The sequence below is a fragment of the Vibrio nitrifigilis genome, from assembly GCF_015686695.1.
Classification (GTDB): Bacteria; Pseudomonadota; Gammaproteobacteria; order Enterobacterales; family Vibrionaceae; genus Vibrio; species Vibrio nitrifigilis.
The window spans coordinates 2,992,853-3,009,935 of sequence record NZ_JADPMR010000001.1 but is presented as its reverse complement, the minus strand read 5'-3'; the positions used below and the strand labels follow the sequence as shown (position 1 = coordinate 3,009,935).

Genomic DNA, 17,083 nt, shown 5'->3' with positions numbered 1-17,083 from the left:
AAAAATTAGAATTTAGCACGGCATAATAGCACATTTAGTGTGCATCACGCCAATACTCTTTCTTAAGCAACCAAGCTAGCATGGTAAATAGTGACAAAAAGCCTAAAACCCACCAGCCTATATTGTACCGTTGCTCTGCTGAAGGGTCAGCGGTGTAATTAAGATAGTTAACGAGATCGCGGACAAACTGATCATACTGCTTAGGATTTAGAACGCCCGCCCCTGACACCTTTACCCCGAGAAGCAGATTCGTCGATGATTTTGAGTATATGGCTTGAGTGGGCCCCTGTAATCCTTGTAATACATTCGGCATAGAAACATTAGGCACGAGCCAATTATTAACACCTAATGGTTGAGTAGGATCGGTATAAAAGGCATGTAAATAGGTATATAACCAGTCGGGTGAATACTGCTTAGTGATATAGGTTAAATCAGGTGCCGGTCTCCCTAGCCACTGTTTCATATTCTCATTTGAAAAAGCAGCATTCATTGGCATCGTCCAATGGGTATTTGGGGTAATCATGATATCCCTTTGTAACTCACCGTGTGATAGCTGCAGCCCTTTCGCGACTTGCTTATAGTGTTGATATTGCAAACTATGGCAACTCAAACAGTAACGTGAATACGCTTTAGCTCCCCTGACTAAAGAAGCATGATCGCTAGGATCAATATTAGCGCTAGATAAAGTGAGTGTTTGTCCTTGAGCCAAGACCGACGCATTCATAAAAATCAACACAATAGCTACTATTAGTGTCGCTCTCATTTAACCTCCAATCCGGCTAGGAACTGGCTTGGTTCTCTCGTGCTTACTGTAGTAATAGAGCAAGACAAAAAACATGAAATAACCTAAGGCAAATAACCGGGCCAAAAGGATATTCATCGATGTGACAGGTTGCCCCCCCAGAATACCTAGTGCAATAAAACAGACGCTAAACTGAACAATATTCCACCAATGAAAACGGCTTCGATAGCGAATAGAACGAACGCGACAGCGGTCAATCCATGGCAGAAAGAACACAACCAACACAGCACTAGCCATCGCGATAATCCCTAAAAGCTTATCAGGCACCGCGCGAAGGATGGCGTAATATGGAGTAAAGTACCACAGGGGAGCAATATGAGACGGAGTTTGCAGCGGATCAGCAGGAAAATAATTCGCCGATTCAAGAAAATAGCCATGTAAGCTGGGATCAAAAAACAGTACCGTGCAAAAGAGTAGCAGGAACAGCCCCACACCGACTAAATCCTTCACTACTCCATAAGGGTAGAATGGGACAGAATCAACAATATCATGTTCCTTGGTATAGGCTGAATGATATAAAAAAGGCGAACGCTGCTCTGGGGTAACACTCCCTTTAGGTAATTTCGTATCAATACCATCAGGGTTATTCGACCCCACTTGATGCAAAGCGACAATATGCAAATAAATAAGAAACAATAAAGCTAATGGCAATCCGATCACATGCAAAGCGAAGAAACGATTTAGGGTAAATCCCGATACAACAAAATCCCCTCTAACCCACTCAGCGACTGTATCACCAACATAGGGGATAGCACCGAATAATGATGTAATAACTTGAGCGCCCCAATATGACATTTGCCCCCAAGGTAATAAATACCCCATAAAGGCTTCACCCATTAACACCACAAAGCTAACCATACCGATCAACCAAACAAGTTCACGAGGTCGTTGATATGAACCGTAAATCAAACCTCGGAACATATGTAAATACATCACGATAAACAGAGCAGAAGCCCCAACAACATGGAGATAGCGAATTAACCATCCATAATCGACATTGCGCATAATATAAGCCACTGAATCAAACGCATGCTCAGCGCTCGGCTGATAATTCATTGCAAGCCAAATACCAGTGACAACTTGAATGACCAACACTAACAACGATAGCGAGCCAAAAACCCACCAGCCATTAATATTTTTCGGGATGGGATAACCAGAGAGGTGGCGACGAAAAGCATCCATCACAGGCAAACGAGATTCTAACCAAGCCAATAAAGACTTCATGATTCACTCCCCTGCTCATCTTTACCAATCAATAATTTATTGTCATTGATATACATATGCTTAGGAATCAACAAATTGAGCGGAGCAGGACCGCCAGAAAATACTCTTCCTGCCATATCAAAGCTTGAACCATGACAAGGACAAAAGAATCCAGCTTTAACCCCTTCGATATGAGAAGTGAGTGAATGTGGTAAATAATTAGGGGAACACCCTAGATGAGTACAGACACCAACAGAAACAAAAATATCAGGACGAATGGATCGAAAAGGAGATTGGATATAGCGGGGTTGTTGAGGTTCCTGGGAATTAGGATCTAACAATTGATCCGTTTGATTCTTTAAAGCTTGTAATATTGTCTGAGTTCGGCGAACTATCCACACAGGTTTGCCTTGCCAACGCACAGTCACAAGCTGCCCCGGAGCTAATTTACTGACATCAACTTCTACTGGAGCAGCGGCTACCTCAGCCTGATAGCTGGGACGCCACGCGCGAATAAACGGAATGGTGGCTGTCGCTATTCCAACCCCACCTACGACAGCAGTTGTCACTGTTAAGAAACGACGTCGGGTCATAGAGTGCTCTGGATTGCTCATTAATAACTCATTCCTAAATGGTGTAATTCTGCGGCAGAATTCACATGAATAACGTATTTTCAATCAGTTAATTTATACGCAAATTGAGAAAGAGGTAAAGGAGTTAAATCAATAAAGAGAGGATGAAAACAGTCAATGGATAAAATAACCGCCAAAAAAACAAAAAGCCCGGCATAAGCCGAGCTTTTGAACCACAATCCAGAAATTCTGAACGATGACCTTTTCGTAAGAAAAGATTAACGTTTTGAGAACTGTGGACGACGACGTGCTTTACGTAGACCAACTTTCTTACGTTCAACGCGACGTGCGTCACGAGTAACGTATCCAGCTGCGCGTAGAGCAGGACGTAGAGACTCATCGTATTCCATAAGTGCGCGAGTGATACCGTGACGGATAGCACCTGCTTGACCAGAAATACCACCACCAGAAACAGTGATGTAAAGGTCTAGTTTGTCAGTCATTTCAACTAGTTCTAGTGGTTGTTGAACAACCATACGAGCTGTTGGACGACCGAAGTATTCATCAAGGCTACGCTTGTTGATTACGATGTTGCCGCTGCCTGGTTTAATGAAAACACGTGCAGCTGAGCTTTTGCGACGGCCAGTGCCGTAGTATTGATTCTCTGCCATTTTCGAAATCCCCAATTAGATGTCTAGTACTTTTGGTTGTTGAGCAGCATGGTTGTGCTCAGCGCCCGCGTAAACTTTCAGTTTACGGTACATAGCACGGCCTAGAGGACCACGTGGAAGCATGCCTTTAACCGCTGTTTCAATTACCATTTCAGGCTTACGATCAATCAGTTTTTCAAAAGTGATTGATTTTAGGCCACCAGGAAATTCTGAGTGACGGTAGTACACTTTGTTTTTAGCTTTGTTACCAGTTACAGTAACTTTCTCAGCGTTGATAACGATGATGTAATCACCAGCGTCAGCGTGAGGAGTGTACTCAGGTTTGTGTTTGCCACGTAGGCGAGATGCAATTTCAGTTGCAAGACGGCCAAGAGTTTTACCTTCTGCGTCTACAACATACCAGTCGCGTTTTACAGTTTCTGGTTTAGCAACGAAAGTTTTCATGCTAATAATAACCCGTTAATTTAAATTTACACATCAAGGAGCAAAATGCTCCCACTGTCTAAGAGCCCAGTCATCACCCCTTCGAGTGGATGGCACTCTCGGTCCCCAAAAGGACCTGCAGTAACGGTGGGTCGCAGGATTATAGAGAAGAGCGAGGAAAAAATCACCTCTTTTTCATAAAAAAACTGGATTTTTTGAGAAAAAATAGCCTTGCTGCCAGACAGCGCAATAAACACTGTATTTATGCAACCCTGCTATAAACCTTGACTAAATCAAGTGATCACGTGCGAGATATTCCTGACTCTGCATCTCTATCAACCGTGAACGACACCGTTGGAATTCAAACTCCAACAGGCCGTGAGTATACAGTGCTTCTAACTCAACTTCAGCAGAAATAATCAGTTTAACGTGCCTTTCGTAGAATTCATCGACAAGTGCGATAAAACGTCGTGCTGCATCATCGTTACTTTCCCCCATTTGCCTTACATCAGCCAAAATCACCGTATGATATAGGCGAGACATTTCAATATAGTCATTCTGACTCCGTGCGGTTTGACATAACTGCGCAAACGTCGCGAACAAGACCCCATCGTAAGTACTCGTCACATCGATCTGACGGTGATTAATTTCTATTTGCTGCTGATGGGGTTTATCTAAGCCAGTAAACTGTTGGTAATAATGTTGAAGGGAAGCGTTAGCTTGGTCATCTAGTGGTGAATGGTAAATCTCAGCTTGTGTCAAAGTCCGCAGTCGATAATCCACACCACCATCAACATTTAATATATGGCAATTTGCTTCAATCAAAGCGATAGCAGGTAAAAACCGCGCACGCTGCAATCCATTACGGTATAGATCTTTGGGTGGAATGTTGGAGGTAGCGACCAGAATGACATGACGCTCAAATAGAGCCTGAAACAAAGTACCTAAAATCATCGCATCAGTGATATCTGAAACAAAAAATTCATCAAAGCAAATAACTTTTGTTTCCGCTGCTAGCTTATCAGCCACTATGTCTAGGGGATCACTCACGTCATGCAATAAGCTTAATTCATTATGAACCCGTAACATGAACCGGTGAAAATGGCTGCGCATTTTGTGTTTGATTGGTAAAGCGTCATAGAAGGTATCCATAAGGTAGGTTTTGCCTCGTCCTACGCCCCCCCAAAAATACAAACCTTTTGGCGCCGGTTGAGAAGGTACTTTTTTACCAAATAACTTTTGCCACATAGTCGGCTTAACATCGGGTTTTTGATCAAATTCGACTAATTGATGATAAAGCGTATCTAATGCATTAACAGCCAATGCTTGCGCGTCATCTCGCTTGAATTCTTCCTGGGTTAAATCCTGTTCATATCGTTGCTTTGGAGTCATTACTGTCTAATCTCTATAAAAGAGGGAAAAACTGACGCACAGCGCACATGCTTTTTGCTTTATCCCAACCATGAACTCATAGTAACATGGGACATGGACATGTGTAACCGAGTGGTGAAAAACATGTTAAATAACAACTATAAGGAGCTGTTATGCCTTGGATATATGCTATTGTAGGACTGCTGGTAGGTATCGTAGTCGGTATTATCATCGCGCGCCTAACTACACCTCAGTATAAATCTCAGAAGTCCCTACACAAAGAGCTTCAGAGCACCAAATTCGAGCTAGATCAGCTACGCCATGGACTTGCTGACCACTTCGTACATTCAGCAGAAATGCTAGATACTCTGGGCAAAGAATACACTAAGCTTTACCAACACATGGCACAAAGTTCTTCTGATTTATTGCCTAACCTACCAGAGCAAGACAACCCTTTCGAAAAAGCGCTTGCCCAACACTCTCAAAATAAATCTGAATTAGATGGTGAATCAGAAGAAAGCTTGCCACCAAAGGATTACGCCTCTGGTGCAACTGGATTATTACGTGATGAAGAGAAAGAATTTCTTGATTCTTCAGAGGTAATTAATGGCAAAGCCAGTTAAATGTAAAAATTGTAACTGAACTTTACAAAGGTTTTTGAGTCATAAACCTCATCGAGCCTGTTGAATTTTTTCGTTTGGCACAAATATTCGACAATACAGGTGTGTATCTTTGAGGAGTCTATGATGAAAAAACCTTTGCTTGTTTTAACCGCTCTATCTTTAAGCTTAAGTTCCATCATTACCCCACTACCGGCATCCGCCGCTCTTCCACTAGCAGTACAAGGAGAGCAAGTACCTAGTTTAGCGCCCATGCTAGAAAAGGTGACGCCAGCAGTGGTTAGTATCGCAGTAGAAGGAACTCAAGTCTCTCGACAACACATTCCAGAGCAATTCCGTTTCTTTTTCGGTCCAGATTTTCCAACCGAACAACTTCAAAAACGTCCATTTAAAGGACTAGGTTCCGGCGTTATTATCAATGCTGATAAAGGCTACGTCGTCACTAACTATCACGTAATTAAAGGGGCTGATTCAATAAAAGTTCAGCTTCATGACGGACGTGAATATGATGCAAAACTGGTCGGCGGTGACAAAATGTCAGATATTGCCTTGCTCCAGTTAAAAGATGCAAAACACCTTACTCAGATTAAGATTGCTGACTCAGATAAACTTCGTGTTGGTGATTTTGCTGTTGCTATCGGTAACCCATTCGGCTTAGGCCAAACAGTAACCTCCGGTATTATTTCAGCTTTAGGCCGTAGTGGTTTGAACATTGAGAATTTTGAAAACTTCATTCAAACCGATGCTGCAATCAATAGCGGTAACTCAGGCGGCGCATTAGTTAACCTTAATGGTGACCTTATTGGTATCAATACCGCCATTTTAGGTCCTAACGGTGGTAACGTCGGCATTGGCTTCTCTATCCCATCAAACATGATGAAGAACTTAACCGATCAGATTTTGAAATACGGCGAAGTAAAACGCGGCATGTTAGGTGTTCAAGGCGGCGAAGTGAATTCAGAACTTGCTGATGCTCTGGGACTAGATTCCAGCAAAGGGGCATTTGTCAGCCAAGTTATCCCAGACACAGCCGCTGATAAAGCAGGTTTGAAAGCAGGTGATGTCATTGTGTCGGTTAACGATAAACACATTGATTCATTTGCAGAACTAAGAGCTAAAGTCGCAACCCTGGGTGCTGGTAAGAAAATTACCCTTGGTGTGATTCGAGATGGGGATAAGAAAACCTTCGACGTCACGCTGGGTGAACAAACGCAAACTAAAACTCAAGCGGCAGATCTACACGAAGGTCTCGCTGGTGCAGAGTTTAGTAACACCACCAGCAGCGATGCAATTCAAGGGGTGAAAGTGACTTCTGTTGCTAAAGACTCACCTGCAGAGCAGTATCAATTACAAGAAGGCGACATCATTATTGGTGTTAACCGTCAACGTATTAAGAATCTAGCTGATTTACGCAAAGTTCTTGAGAAAAAACCAGGCGTACTGGCCCTCAATATCCAACGAGGCGATCGCTCTATCTATCTTGTTATTCGTTAATTAACACACTGATACTAAAAGAAATAGTCGAGGGTATGGTGAATTCACCATACCCTTTTTATTTGTTAAATAAAAACGTGAACACATTTTCCACGTAATGGAATGAAAACCTAGTAGCGATAGAATAGCAATTCAGCATACAATATCAGATTCTAGTCGTTCTTTATCTATCTTGATTTTGTATTTTTGGGGACTTTATGCTGAAATTTTGGCTTCGCTCAGTGGGTATTGGTATCGTAGCTGCAATTGCAGTGATCTTAACCGTACCATCACTCAGAGCGCATATTATGCCGAAAGGTAAAGCCGACCCAGCAACGGCTTCCACGGTACAGCTTTCTTTTAATCAAGCCGTTCATCGTGCCGCTCCTGCCGTGGTCAATATTTATAGTCGCCAATACGATCGAAATAATCACCAAAAGCTTTCTACAGAAGGATTAGGCTCTGGCGTTATAGTCAGTAAAAAGGGCTATATCATCACCAACTACCACGTTATTGCAGAAGCCGACCAGATCATTGTCGCTTTGCAAGATGGTCGGATTGCAGCCGCACAACTGGTTGGTAAAGATAAACGTACGGATTTAGCAGTACTTCGTATTGAAGGAGATAATCTCCCAGTTATTCCTCTTAACCCTAACTATAAGCCGAGTGTTGGCGATGTAGTGTTAGCGATAGGCAACCCATATAACCTTGGTCAAACGACAACGTTTGGTATTATTTCAGCTACAGGCCGCTCTTCAATTAGTCAAGGACGTCGTCAAGCATTTATCCAAACGGATGCGGCGATTAACGCGGGTAATTCGGGAGGAGCATTAGTCAATTCTCGAGGTGAATTAGTGGGTATCAATACCGCCTCATATCAGCAGTCTAATGATATCGAAAGCTACGGAATTTCTTTTGCTATTCCATTTACACTTGCTAATACCATCATGCAAAAAATCATTGCCGATGGCCGTGTTATTCGGGGATATATTGGTGTCGATGGCGAAGACATGAATGCGTTAACAGCGCGTCGGCTTAACGGAGAACATATCGGTGGTATTCTCGTTGTTGGTGTTGATCCACATGGTCCAGCTCATGATGCAGGCTTCCAGTTGAACGATATTATTATCAAAATTGATGGTAAAAAAATTGCCGGAAGACAAAGTGTTATGGAAACGGTGACCAACTTACGCCCAGGTACGAAGGTGCAAGTGACATTACTACGTAAAGGTAAAGAAATCACCGTTCCTGTAACCATTGCAGAAGACACTCACGACTAATTATTCTTATTTAAGCATAGAAACGATTCTTTTAATGGCTTCCTTTCAGGAGTATACAGTAAGAAACATGTCTATTTGCGTGTGAGTGAGTGACAAGCCTTTACTGGCAATGCTTCTTTTGGGTCTATAAAGCGTACATACTATGTATAATGGTGTGTACGCTTTTTTATCCCTGAAGGCTTAGCAAGGTGATGGTCTCACTGCGTGAAGACCATCACCTTGCCAAAAGGGTATTTAAGGGAATGATGGTAAAGTAAAATAATAAAGCCACTCCTGACGCTCGCACAGCTCACTACTCGCTAGGCATTTATGATTTTTCTTGACCATCCGCTGAAACACGTTTTTGGACAGAAATGTTTTAGCATAGTTGCTCGAAATGCGCATTTCAGATTAGGAAAAGTACATTGATGTGTGCCTTATTCGTTTGTTATGTATCATCTCTCCGCGATTCAATTAGGGGCTGAATCAATGAGCTTCTAATCCTAATGAGCTTTTGCAAAGTATTTTGTATTAAAGCATCATTCTCATTTGTCTTTTCTAGCTCAGACCTACCATTATTTGACAAATAATCAGCACACTTTAAATATGTTTCGTTCCATGATGAGAGGGTGTTGTTTGGTTGCCAACCGATACAACCTATAAATTCTTCATGTAACTTATAAGATTGCTGGGATACACCGTACTGAAAGAACGGCCACATATAAATAAAACACTCAATTTCATCTTGTAAAACAGCTGCCCACACTGCCATTTCTTTACCTTGAAGTGCTTTTTGAATTTTCGGATCAAATAGCTCCTTTTGGCAATGATAAACTGCGTTTCTACATCTACGGAGGAGATCAACGTTCTCAGCATATAGTTCTAATAAAGCGTTCACTCGCTTATCGTCAATTTTAAAGTCCTTCCACCCTTCGATCACAACATAAAGAGCTGCGAGCCAGTGTGCTAGCCTTGCTATCGATTCACTATCAGGAGTTTCCCAATTCAAGCTTGCTTTGCATGTTTGCTCTTGGAGCCTTGCCTAATGAGCATACTGCCCGAGAACCATTATGTTTTTAAATTCTTTTTCTAGAACCAAATTTGCTATCCTGATAAATAAACCCATGCTAACCGTAAAATTAGGGAGCGTATCGAGTAATTTTCCCCGTAAAACAATTTGTTAGTATTCTACATATCTGCCTTCCAAATTTGATAGATGGATTTACGACGATTAAAGGCCTCAGCGCCACCCTCCATTACTTTTACGATCTTTTGTTGAGACACTTTGTTATCAATAGATCCAATATGCAGTTCAATTTTGTTTTCACTTAACTCACATGAAACAAGCTGATCAGAATCACCTAATACTGGAAAATTAGCATTATGAGTAGCAAATATAAACTGTTGATTAGGCTTCAACTTTCTAACAAGCTTTACAACATCTTCATAAATTGTCTGATTATCAAGATCGTCTTCTGGCTGATCAATAAGGAGTATATCATTCTCATTCTGACTCAATATGAACAACATCATAGCAGAAGCACGCTGCCCTAATGAATGCGAACGAAGGGCTTTTCCTCTATAAGTAACATCATATTTGTTTGGTATTTGGCACGTAAGTAGATCTTTTAAACACTCAAGAAATTTAGTTTTAAATTCACCGCTTTTACTTCTAGCTTCAGTTTTTGCATTATCTATATCCTTATAAACCTCACCAAAGTCAGAATATTTTTCAGATATGGACTCGTATGTATCCCTTCGAATATTATGGCCTCTCAAGTGTTCTTCAAGCTTTGTTGAAAAGTAACACTTATCACCTTTGAATATAGAATTTATGGTCAGGGAGTCTTGAGCCTCATTTATCCTGCTAAGTGCGTTCTCTATTACCTTAAACTCTTTATACCAAGCGATATTTAGCTCACTGATTTCTGTCAGCAAAAGGCATTTCTTATCCTCTAAAGTACCTGTTCTTTTTTGTAGTTCACTAATACTAGTTTCTAACTCTGATTTCTTGTTTGAAAGATCTAGATATTCATCTGGTTTAACAGAGTGCACGCCCTGATCTTCTAGTTCTTTCACCAAACCCCTTTCGATTTCTGCAAATTCCTCTTTCAAGCCATCCTTTTCTTTCTCTAGCAGGTCTTTGTCGTTGGAAATTTCAGTCAATTTAGCTTCAATTTTTTTAAAACTTGGCGAAGCATCATGCACAACCGTCTTCAATTGGGAAATTTTTTTAAAAAGCTCATCTATCTTGGGTTGGTTAGTTTCAGATTTTTTCTCTTGAATTTCATCTAAAGCATTCAGAAGTTCATTCCGTGCTTCTATTAACGAGTCTATCTTTTCCGAAATAGCTTTCTCTATCTCACCGAAGTATTGCGAGTCATTGTCATAATCAACTTGTTTAGTAAGCTTTTCTTTAATTCCATACTTATCCAATTGTTCTAGCTTAAATTTTACTGTCCCCAGCTCATTCATGTCCTTATCTAGCTGTTCTGCATCTTCTTCAATTGCAGATAGGCTTTTAATGCAGTTGGTTACGTTAGTCTGCTTTTGAGCTATACGTTTTCTGACATCAACCAATTCATCGCGTACTATTTTTTCGACTAAATCGTGTCCAAAACCATCACCAGCTGATGCCAAGTCTTTTTGACCGAAATAAAGAGGATTATTGATAATAGCTCCCAATATTTTTATGTCTTGAATATGATTTCCATTTTGAAAAACATCTGGCGTGTTGTTTAGTATTCTAGATATTTCATAAGTTTCCCCATGTTTATCAACTGCTTCTATCGTTATTTTACCACCACTTTTTAATACATGTGGAAGAAGCGATTCTTTATACTTTTTATCTTGGGGCGTATCTCCCATTGGTATATCAAGACCATAGCGTAAGCTTTCTAAAATTGAAGATTTACCACTACCACGAATACCAATTAGGCAATTTAAACTCGATGAAAGCGGAATTTTAACTCCATCTAATAAACCTCCATCGTAACGAACACTCTTAATGTAGGAGTGCCTAATTTCTTTATCTCCAAAAGAAACTCGATATGTATGATCTGAAAGAGCATATCTAACCGCATCAAAAGAAAAGTCACCTATATTTATATAACAGGTTTTACCTCTTCCAATTTCATCTATTTTTTTTGGATCAGATCCCTCTAGCTCTGCAGGATATGACTCCCCCCACCATAAGGAAACCTTTTTTTTATTAACCTTATTTGGATTATCAATCGTTCTGACTTTTTGGAAACCTTTGCAGTATTTTTTAACTAGAGGTTCTCTAGCTATTTCCTGCATTTTTCCACCTGCAACCTCGTTCCAAATACCGCTTGGTGCTTCAACATGCGCAAATATAATGAAGAAACTTTTGTTATAACTTTCAAGTATCTTAAGTGTGGCTACTAAATCATCGTTAGATCGAGCATTTTCTTGCTCATATTGAGATGGGGTTCTTCCTGAGAATGTAACATTAAGAAAATTATTAATATAATCTTGTCCTTCTGAAATCCACTCTTCAGAAAATACGACAAGAACATGGATTCCATTTGCACCATCATTTACTGAAAGCTCAACGCCCGGGAGAAGGCCAATATTTAATTTTTTTGCTTTCCTTTTTAATGCCTTAAACTCATCCAAAACAAACTTATTGTGATTCGTTATTACTCCAAGTTTAATTCCCTCTGAATGTAATTTTTTGATATAGTCCCTAACAAAGGAATTATCTTCTCCATTATATTTAAACTCTTTATCTGCATTTGTATGAAGATGAAAGTCAGCCCTTACCCATGCATTTCCGTTCACAAAAGCGTTTGTTTCTACATCTTCCATAATCATTCCTATTACTTTCAATAAACCTTATTAGATTGAGGGGTTCTTGGACACTAACGCTTTGTAACCAGCATTCTCCCGTGTTTGTATTCCGTCTATGTTGCGGTCATTCACTATGAAACTCAATTTTTATCAACTAGTTGTGTGAATCGAAAGAGAATTTCGTGATAGAACTAAGGAAAGTTTCCGCATAAGCCCCCAAACACGTATTACATTAATTTGGTCTATTGCGATGTTATATAGATGATCAGTTCGTTGGGCCAAAGAAGTTTTGGGGCATTTTCGTGCCAGCTAAGATCAAGCTGACACGTTGATGGACAGAAATAAGGTAGAACTATTGCTCTAACTCACTTCTGTCAGATTAGGAAAAGTATGTTGGTGCCGTGGACCGTTTGTTATGTATATTTCCCTTAGTCTGCATATATGAAATTCAAATCAGCCTTGGAAAAGTCACTCTGGGGTATTTTGCTAGAAATAAACAAGAAGAATGTCTGTGTTCTTTCAGGGTAAACTACAATAAGCTCTTTATTTTCTGAGGCTTCTAAAACAATATAGTTGATCGTGCCAGCAAACTCATTCAGAGCTGCATGTTTAACACCGTAACCCTGTATTCTTCCACAGTTCACACTTGGCCGCTTGTTATCCACCCTAACTGAGTCAGGATGGTTAACTACAAGTATCAAAACTCACTTAACTTGGTCCAGTATTGATGGTGCAGATCACTTTAAAATAGTCCTTTTGAGTGCACATTAAAAACTGGTGACATACCAAAACCACTTTGATGGAACATTACATATGCGACAAATACTAATGCGGTTCCAGAAATTAACCTAACAGCAGGTGCTATCCAAGGATGACTATGATGCTCATCACGCATATATTTTTGCATAATTTTACGGCCAGACACTGTCAGTAGTGCGATTGTGGATGTTGTACATGCTGTGCCTAAAGCCATGAGTAAGGCACTAAAAATACCAATCCAATATTGATGGGCTAACTCTGCAAAAAATAGCACCAAGATAGCCCCAGTGCATGGGCGAACACCAATGCTCATGATGATCGCGACATATTCTTTCATCGAAGTGGCTTGATTGAGTTCATCTGGTGTAGCTGTGTGTTTGTGACCACAGCTACATAAACCATTTTCATCGACATGATGATGTTCATGGGGGGGGGCATTATGTGAATGAGCACCACCACGATGTTGCCAAAAGTATTTTGCTCCTTGAATGAAAATAACGATTCCAATAATCAACACACCAAGGTAACTGACATTAAATATTTCCCCAACGAAGTGGTTTACATGGCGCATAGTGAGATGCATGACAAACAAAAATATTGATACAATAGCAATTGCTACAATGGCTTGGACAAAAGCAGATACAACGGTGATCACTAGCCCAGTATTAATTTTTGTTGGATTGGTTGACAGATAAGAACTGACTATGAGTTTTCCGTGACCAGGACCAATTGAGTGGAAAATGCCATATAAAAAACTAATTTCAATCAAGGAATACATCGCTTGATGGCTTTGTACAGACGAGTATATCAGTTGGCTTAATTCATCGACGGTATTGCGTTGCCAATGAATACTAAACATTAAAATTTGTGGCCAAAGTTGATAAAGTAAATGCAATATAACGATAAGTGTCACTGACACAACACATAGTGTTACAACCCTAGCAGGGGTTAGGTAACGTTTTTTTGTTTGAGGGTCAACGTGGTGGGCATGATGGGTAGAGGACATGGAACTGCTCCTTAATATTAGTGGGAAGGGTGACAAGTGGTCAACAAAAATTGGCTACTGTTTTAGAGTTTTCCCAATACAATCGTTCTAATTGATTGGGTGTTAAGCCACCATTGTACTGAAGGTGAATTTCGTCAATCATACGGCGCAATTCAACCTCTTCAGCAGAGAGTCCGATAGGCTGCTAGTAAACGGTAGTTGGATGGATTTATCCAACGAATGCTTTCGCTGTGCCCGGTCTAACGACCGAGCACTTTGGCCAAAAAATCATGGCTGCATTTTCAACCAGCTCCTTCTCCATGTTGAGATTTTGTTAGGGTGTAGGTTGTACTTCTGCGCTAACTCAGCGACAGTTTTATCCCCTTTAGCGGCGGCCAGTGCCATCTTAGCTTTAAATTCAGGAGAGTGGTCTCTAGGTTGTCTAGTCATAATCTGCTCCAGTAATTCTGGGTACTATCAAAACAGATCAATCACTTAAAGTCATGTCCGAAATTCGGGGGTCAGTTCTTTCCAGGTTCTGCAAACTTAGCTAACTGAAACTATGCGTTTTTCAGCCAATGCCATCGCAATATTTGCTTTGCAATAGGCACTCTCATTTATAAAATGAGGGTAAATGTCACTGTTCCCTTCCCAATGCACGTCATAGCCAACAAAAGTAGCCAACAGTGGTTCACCACTTCTCACCACTTCAAAGTCCCTTCCACAAATTATTGGATGGACTGTTGCCTGACGCATACCATTATCATCAACAGGAATATTTACTTCTTCTGTAAAGTAAAATGCACTGTAATCATTCAGTATACCCACTTGGTTCAGATTGTGTTTTTCAATATAGTCAAGTACAACTGTCAGCATCTTTTTCATCAGTTCTAACGTACTGTATTTGAGAGCACCGTGGGCTTGGCTACCCACTTCTATCATGATGTCATACTGTCCTGCTGTGCAAAGATAAGGTTGAGCTGACCATGGTTTTTTATCTTCAAAGAGAATATTTGATTCAGGCATTCGATGCTTAACGTATGCGCCCATATTTTGATAGAAGCTATCGTTAGAAAGCAGGATTAATGTCGCTCCCATATTACTGGTCGTGTTGTGCAAATCAATAATAAGCTGATTACTATTATGTGCATACTTTTCAATAAATTGCCGGGCTAATACAGCCTCATGCAAACTATCGACACTTTTATCACCAATATTTGAAAACTCACTATTTAAGTCTGTTTCAACATAACGGATAGACTGCTTGATGGCTTATGGATTCGCAATCACTGGGGATGTGGAAAATGTTGACCGTCTAACATCATAAAATCCGTCTTTTATGAGTTTATGTACATAAATACCAGAGAGTTCGTTACCATGAGTTCCAACTGCAAGCACAACGCTGTTAAATTTATTCATTTTATTTAGTTTCCTAGAGAGAGCACACACAAAATCATTACTTACTGTCCACTCGCCTTTCTTGTCCGACCATCTCAGTAAAGACATTCGATATAGCCAATATTCATTAATCTAAGCCTGTTGAACCTAGTCAGGAATTACTTAATATCCATTTTGTTAACATGGTTGCTACCATCTTTATTGATATATTATAACATAACATATTTGGTGCCAAATAAGGATATAAAAATGCTGGAAGAAGCCAATAGTAAACTCCCTGTGACGGTGCTATCTGGATTTGTGGGCGCAGGAAAAACGACCGTACTCAGTCACATTCTCAACAACCGCCAGGGGCGTAAAGTTGTTGTCATCGTTAACGATATGAGAGAAATAAATATTGACAGCGAGATCGTTGAAAAAGAAGTTTCCCTCAACCGTAGTGAAAAAAAACTGTTTTCCATGAACAGTGGCTATATCTGCTGTACCCTGCGCGAAGATTTACTGGATGAAGTCAGCAGATTAGCTAAAGAAAAACGCTTTGATTACCTGGTCATTGAATCTACGGGAGTTTCTGAACCAATGCCGGTAGCAGAAACCTTTACCTTCGCAGATGATGAAGGCATTTCTCTCTCGGATATTGACCGCATTGTTACTAAGGTCACTGTGGTAGATGCCTATAACTTTATGCGTGACCAAGAACTATACGAAGAGGACTGGGGAACACTGCCTGATCCGTTCCCGATCTGGCAGTAAGGCTTATCATCATGCAAACAACAATCATCAAAAATGCTCAAATGATCAATGAGGGCACTCGTTTTCAAGGCGATATGAAAATTAAAGGTCCATTTATCGACCAGATTGCCACCAGTATCAACGCTGGGTATGCCGATCATATCATTGATGCCAAAGGTCAATGGCTCCTTCCGGGCATGATTGACGATCGTGATCCTGGCATGTGTGAAAAAGGTACGATAGCCAGTGAATCCCGGGCAGCCGTAGCCGGAGGGATCACCAGCTATATGGAGATGCCTAACGTCAGTCCGCCGACGACTTCATTTCGAGCACTTGAACAGAAATATGCCATCGCGCAGCAAAATTCGATGGCCAACTATTCCTTTTACCTCGGCGCAACTGAAAACAATCTGGAGCAAATCAAATCCCTGCCACCACGACTGGTATGCGGTGTTAAAGTCTTTATGGGGGCTTCAGCCGGAGATCTACTGGTCGAACATCCGGCGGTTATCGAGGCTATTTTTCGTGACAGCCCGGTTCTGGTCGCCACACATTGTGAAAGTACACCTGAACTTCTTCGTTTACTTGATGATGCTGCGAAAGGAGATGCAATCATCATTGAACAGATAGATAGGCTTTCTCGTCTGGATGAAAAAAGCTGGTTCACATTAAAAGAAATGCTGCACGAAAAAGAACTCAAAGTGATCAGCCTAGATTTGCCAACCAGTCATATTGCATTTTCTCCCCAAATCACCGATGAATTTACCGGATCGATGATCAAAGCGATAAATAGCATGATGATGGATATGCTAGCTGCTATCGCAGAAAAGATTACCAAGATCGCCGCCGTCGTCAGGCTGAAGGAATAAAGAAAGCCAAAAAGGAAGGGAAATACAGAGGACGACAAGCCGATTCCGATCTACACGAAAAAATCTATCAGTTACGAGTTATCAATAAGTTGAGTATCAGTGATACCGCCAAACTTACCAATGTTTCAGATCG

The 17,083-nt window shown here is 40.7% G+C and carries 13 protein-coding genes and 3 pseudogenes; 5 read left to right on the top strand and 11 right to left on the bottom strand.

The annotated features are described in order from the left end of the window. Nucleotides 1-34: 34 nt before the first annotated feature. The 6 genes from I1A42_RS13500 to zapE form a co-directional block, all read right to left on the bottom strand. Nucleotides 35-763 (bottom strand): cytochrome c1, encoded by a 729-nt coding sequence (locus I1A42_RS13500; RefSeq protein ID WP_161153115.1) that lies wholly within the window; start codon nucleotides 761-763, stop codon nucleotides 35-37. Beyond that, nucleotides 764-2,026 (bottom strand): cytochrome b, encoded by a 1,263-nt coding sequence (locus I1A42_RS13495; protein ID WP_161153116.1) that lies wholly within the window; start codon nucleotides 2,024-2,026, stop codon nucleotides 764-766. It abuts the gene before it with no gap. After that, entirely contained in the window at nucleotides 2,023-2,619 is a 597-nt protein-coding gene (gene petA, locus I1A42_RS13490; protein WP_161153117.1) for a ubiquinol-cytochrome c reductase iron-sulfur subunit, read from the bottom strand. Before petA ends, I1A42_RS13495 begins: the two co-directional genes overlap by 4 nt. Nucleotides 2,620-2,855: 236 nt before the next feature. Then, nucleotides 2,856-3,248 (bottom strand): 30S ribosomal protein S9, encoded by a 393-nt coding sequence (rpsI, locus tag I1A42_RS13485; protein WP_161153118.1) that lies wholly within the window; start codon nucleotides 3,246-3,248, stop codon nucleotides 2,856-2,858. A gap of 15 nt (nucleotides 3,249-3,263) precedes the next feature. After that, the gene (gene rplM / locus I1A42_RS13480) at nucleotides 3,264-3,692 is read right to left on the bottom strand and encodes a 50S ribosomal protein L13 (RefSeq protein WP_161153119.1); all 429 of its coding nucleotides are present in this window, start codon (nucleotides 3,690-3,692) and stop codon (nucleotides 3,264-3,266) included. Between the two features lie 267 nt (nucleotides 3,693-3,959). Continuing rightward, nucleotides 3,960-5,063: a cell division protein ZapE gene (gene zapE / locus I1A42_RS13475; protein WP_196123733.1), complete on the bottom strand. Its 1,104-nt coding sequence runs from the start codon at nucleotides 5,061-5,063 to the stop codon at nucleotides 3,960-3,962. Nucleotides 5,064-5,215: 152 nt separating this feature from the next. Here zapE and zapG point away from each other — a divergent pair, with 152 nt between their 5' ends. From zapG to degS, 3 genes are all read left to right on the top strand, one after another. Next, nucleotides 5,216-5,665 carry a Z-ring associated protein ZapG gene (gene zapG, locus I1A42_RS13470; protein WP_161153121.1) on the top strand — a complete coding sequence of 150 codons (450 nt, stop codon included), beginning with the start codon at nucleotides 5,216-5,218 and terminating at the stop codon, nucleotides 5,663-5,665. Nucleotides 5,666-5,788: 123 nt separating this feature from the next. Next, nucleotides 5,789-7,156 (top strand): Do family serine endopeptidase, encoded by a 1,368-nt coding sequence (locus I1A42_RS13465; RefSeq protein ID WP_161153148.1) that lies wholly within the window; start codon nucleotides 5,789-5,791, stop codon nucleotides 7,154-7,156. Nucleotides 7,157-7,353: 197 nt separating this feature from the next. Continuing rightward, entirely contained in the window at nucleotides 7,354-8,415 is a 1,062-nt protein-coding gene (gene degS / locus I1A42_RS13460) for an outer membrane-stress sensor serine endopeptidase DegS (protein WP_161153122.1), read from the top strand. 427 nt (nucleotides 8,416-8,842) lie between these two features. On the opposite strand, the gene I1A42_RS13455 is transcribed toward degS, so the two are convergent. The 5 genes and pseudogenes from I1A42_RS13455 to I1A42_RS13435 form a co-directional block, all read right to left on the bottom strand. Then, entirely contained in the window at nucleotides 8,843-9,403 is a 561-nt protein-coding gene (locus tag I1A42_RS13455; RefSeq protein WP_196123732.1) for a hypothetical protein, read from the bottom strand. A gap of 179 nt (nucleotides 9,404-9,582) precedes the next feature. Next, nucleotides 9,583-12,225 (bottom strand): TrlF family AAA-like ATPase, encoded by a 2,643-nt coding sequence (locus I1A42_RS13450; RefSeq protein ID WP_196123731.1) that lies wholly within the window; start codon nucleotides 12,223-12,225, stop codon nucleotides 9,583-9,585. A gap of 724 nt (nucleotides 12,226-12,949) precedes the next feature. Beyond that, a complete protein-coding gene (locus I1A42_RS13445; RefSeq protein ID WP_196123730.1) occupies nucleotides 12,950-13,972 on the bottom strand; it encodes a nickel/cobalt transporter in 1,023 nt (340 codons plus the stop codon). 115 nt (nucleotides 13,973-14,087) lie between these two features. Then, nucleotides 14,088-14,401: pseudogene (locus I1A42_RS13440) on the bottom strand (transposase); the annotation flags it as partial. Nucleotides 14,402-14,497: 96 nt separating this feature from the next. Then, a pseudogene (locus tag I1A42_RS13435) lies at nucleotides 14,498-15,370 on the bottom strand (aspartoacylase). Nucleotides 15,371-15,598: 228 nt separating this feature from the next. Between I1A42_RS13435 and I1A42_RS13430 the strand changes: the two are divergent. Further along, a pseudogene (locus I1A42_RS13430) lies at nucleotides 15,599-16,048 on the top strand (CobW family GTP-binding protein); the annotation flags it as partial. A gap of 65 nt (nucleotides 16,049-16,113) precedes the next feature. Further along, the gene (locus tag I1A42_RS24750; RefSeq protein WP_230389388.1) at nucleotides 16,114-16,950 is read left to right on the top strand and encodes a recombinase family protein; all 837 of its coding nucleotides are present in this window, start codon (nucleotides 16,114-16,116) and stop codon (nucleotides 16,948-16,950) included. Nucleotides 16,951-17,083 lie beyond the last annotated feature (133 nt).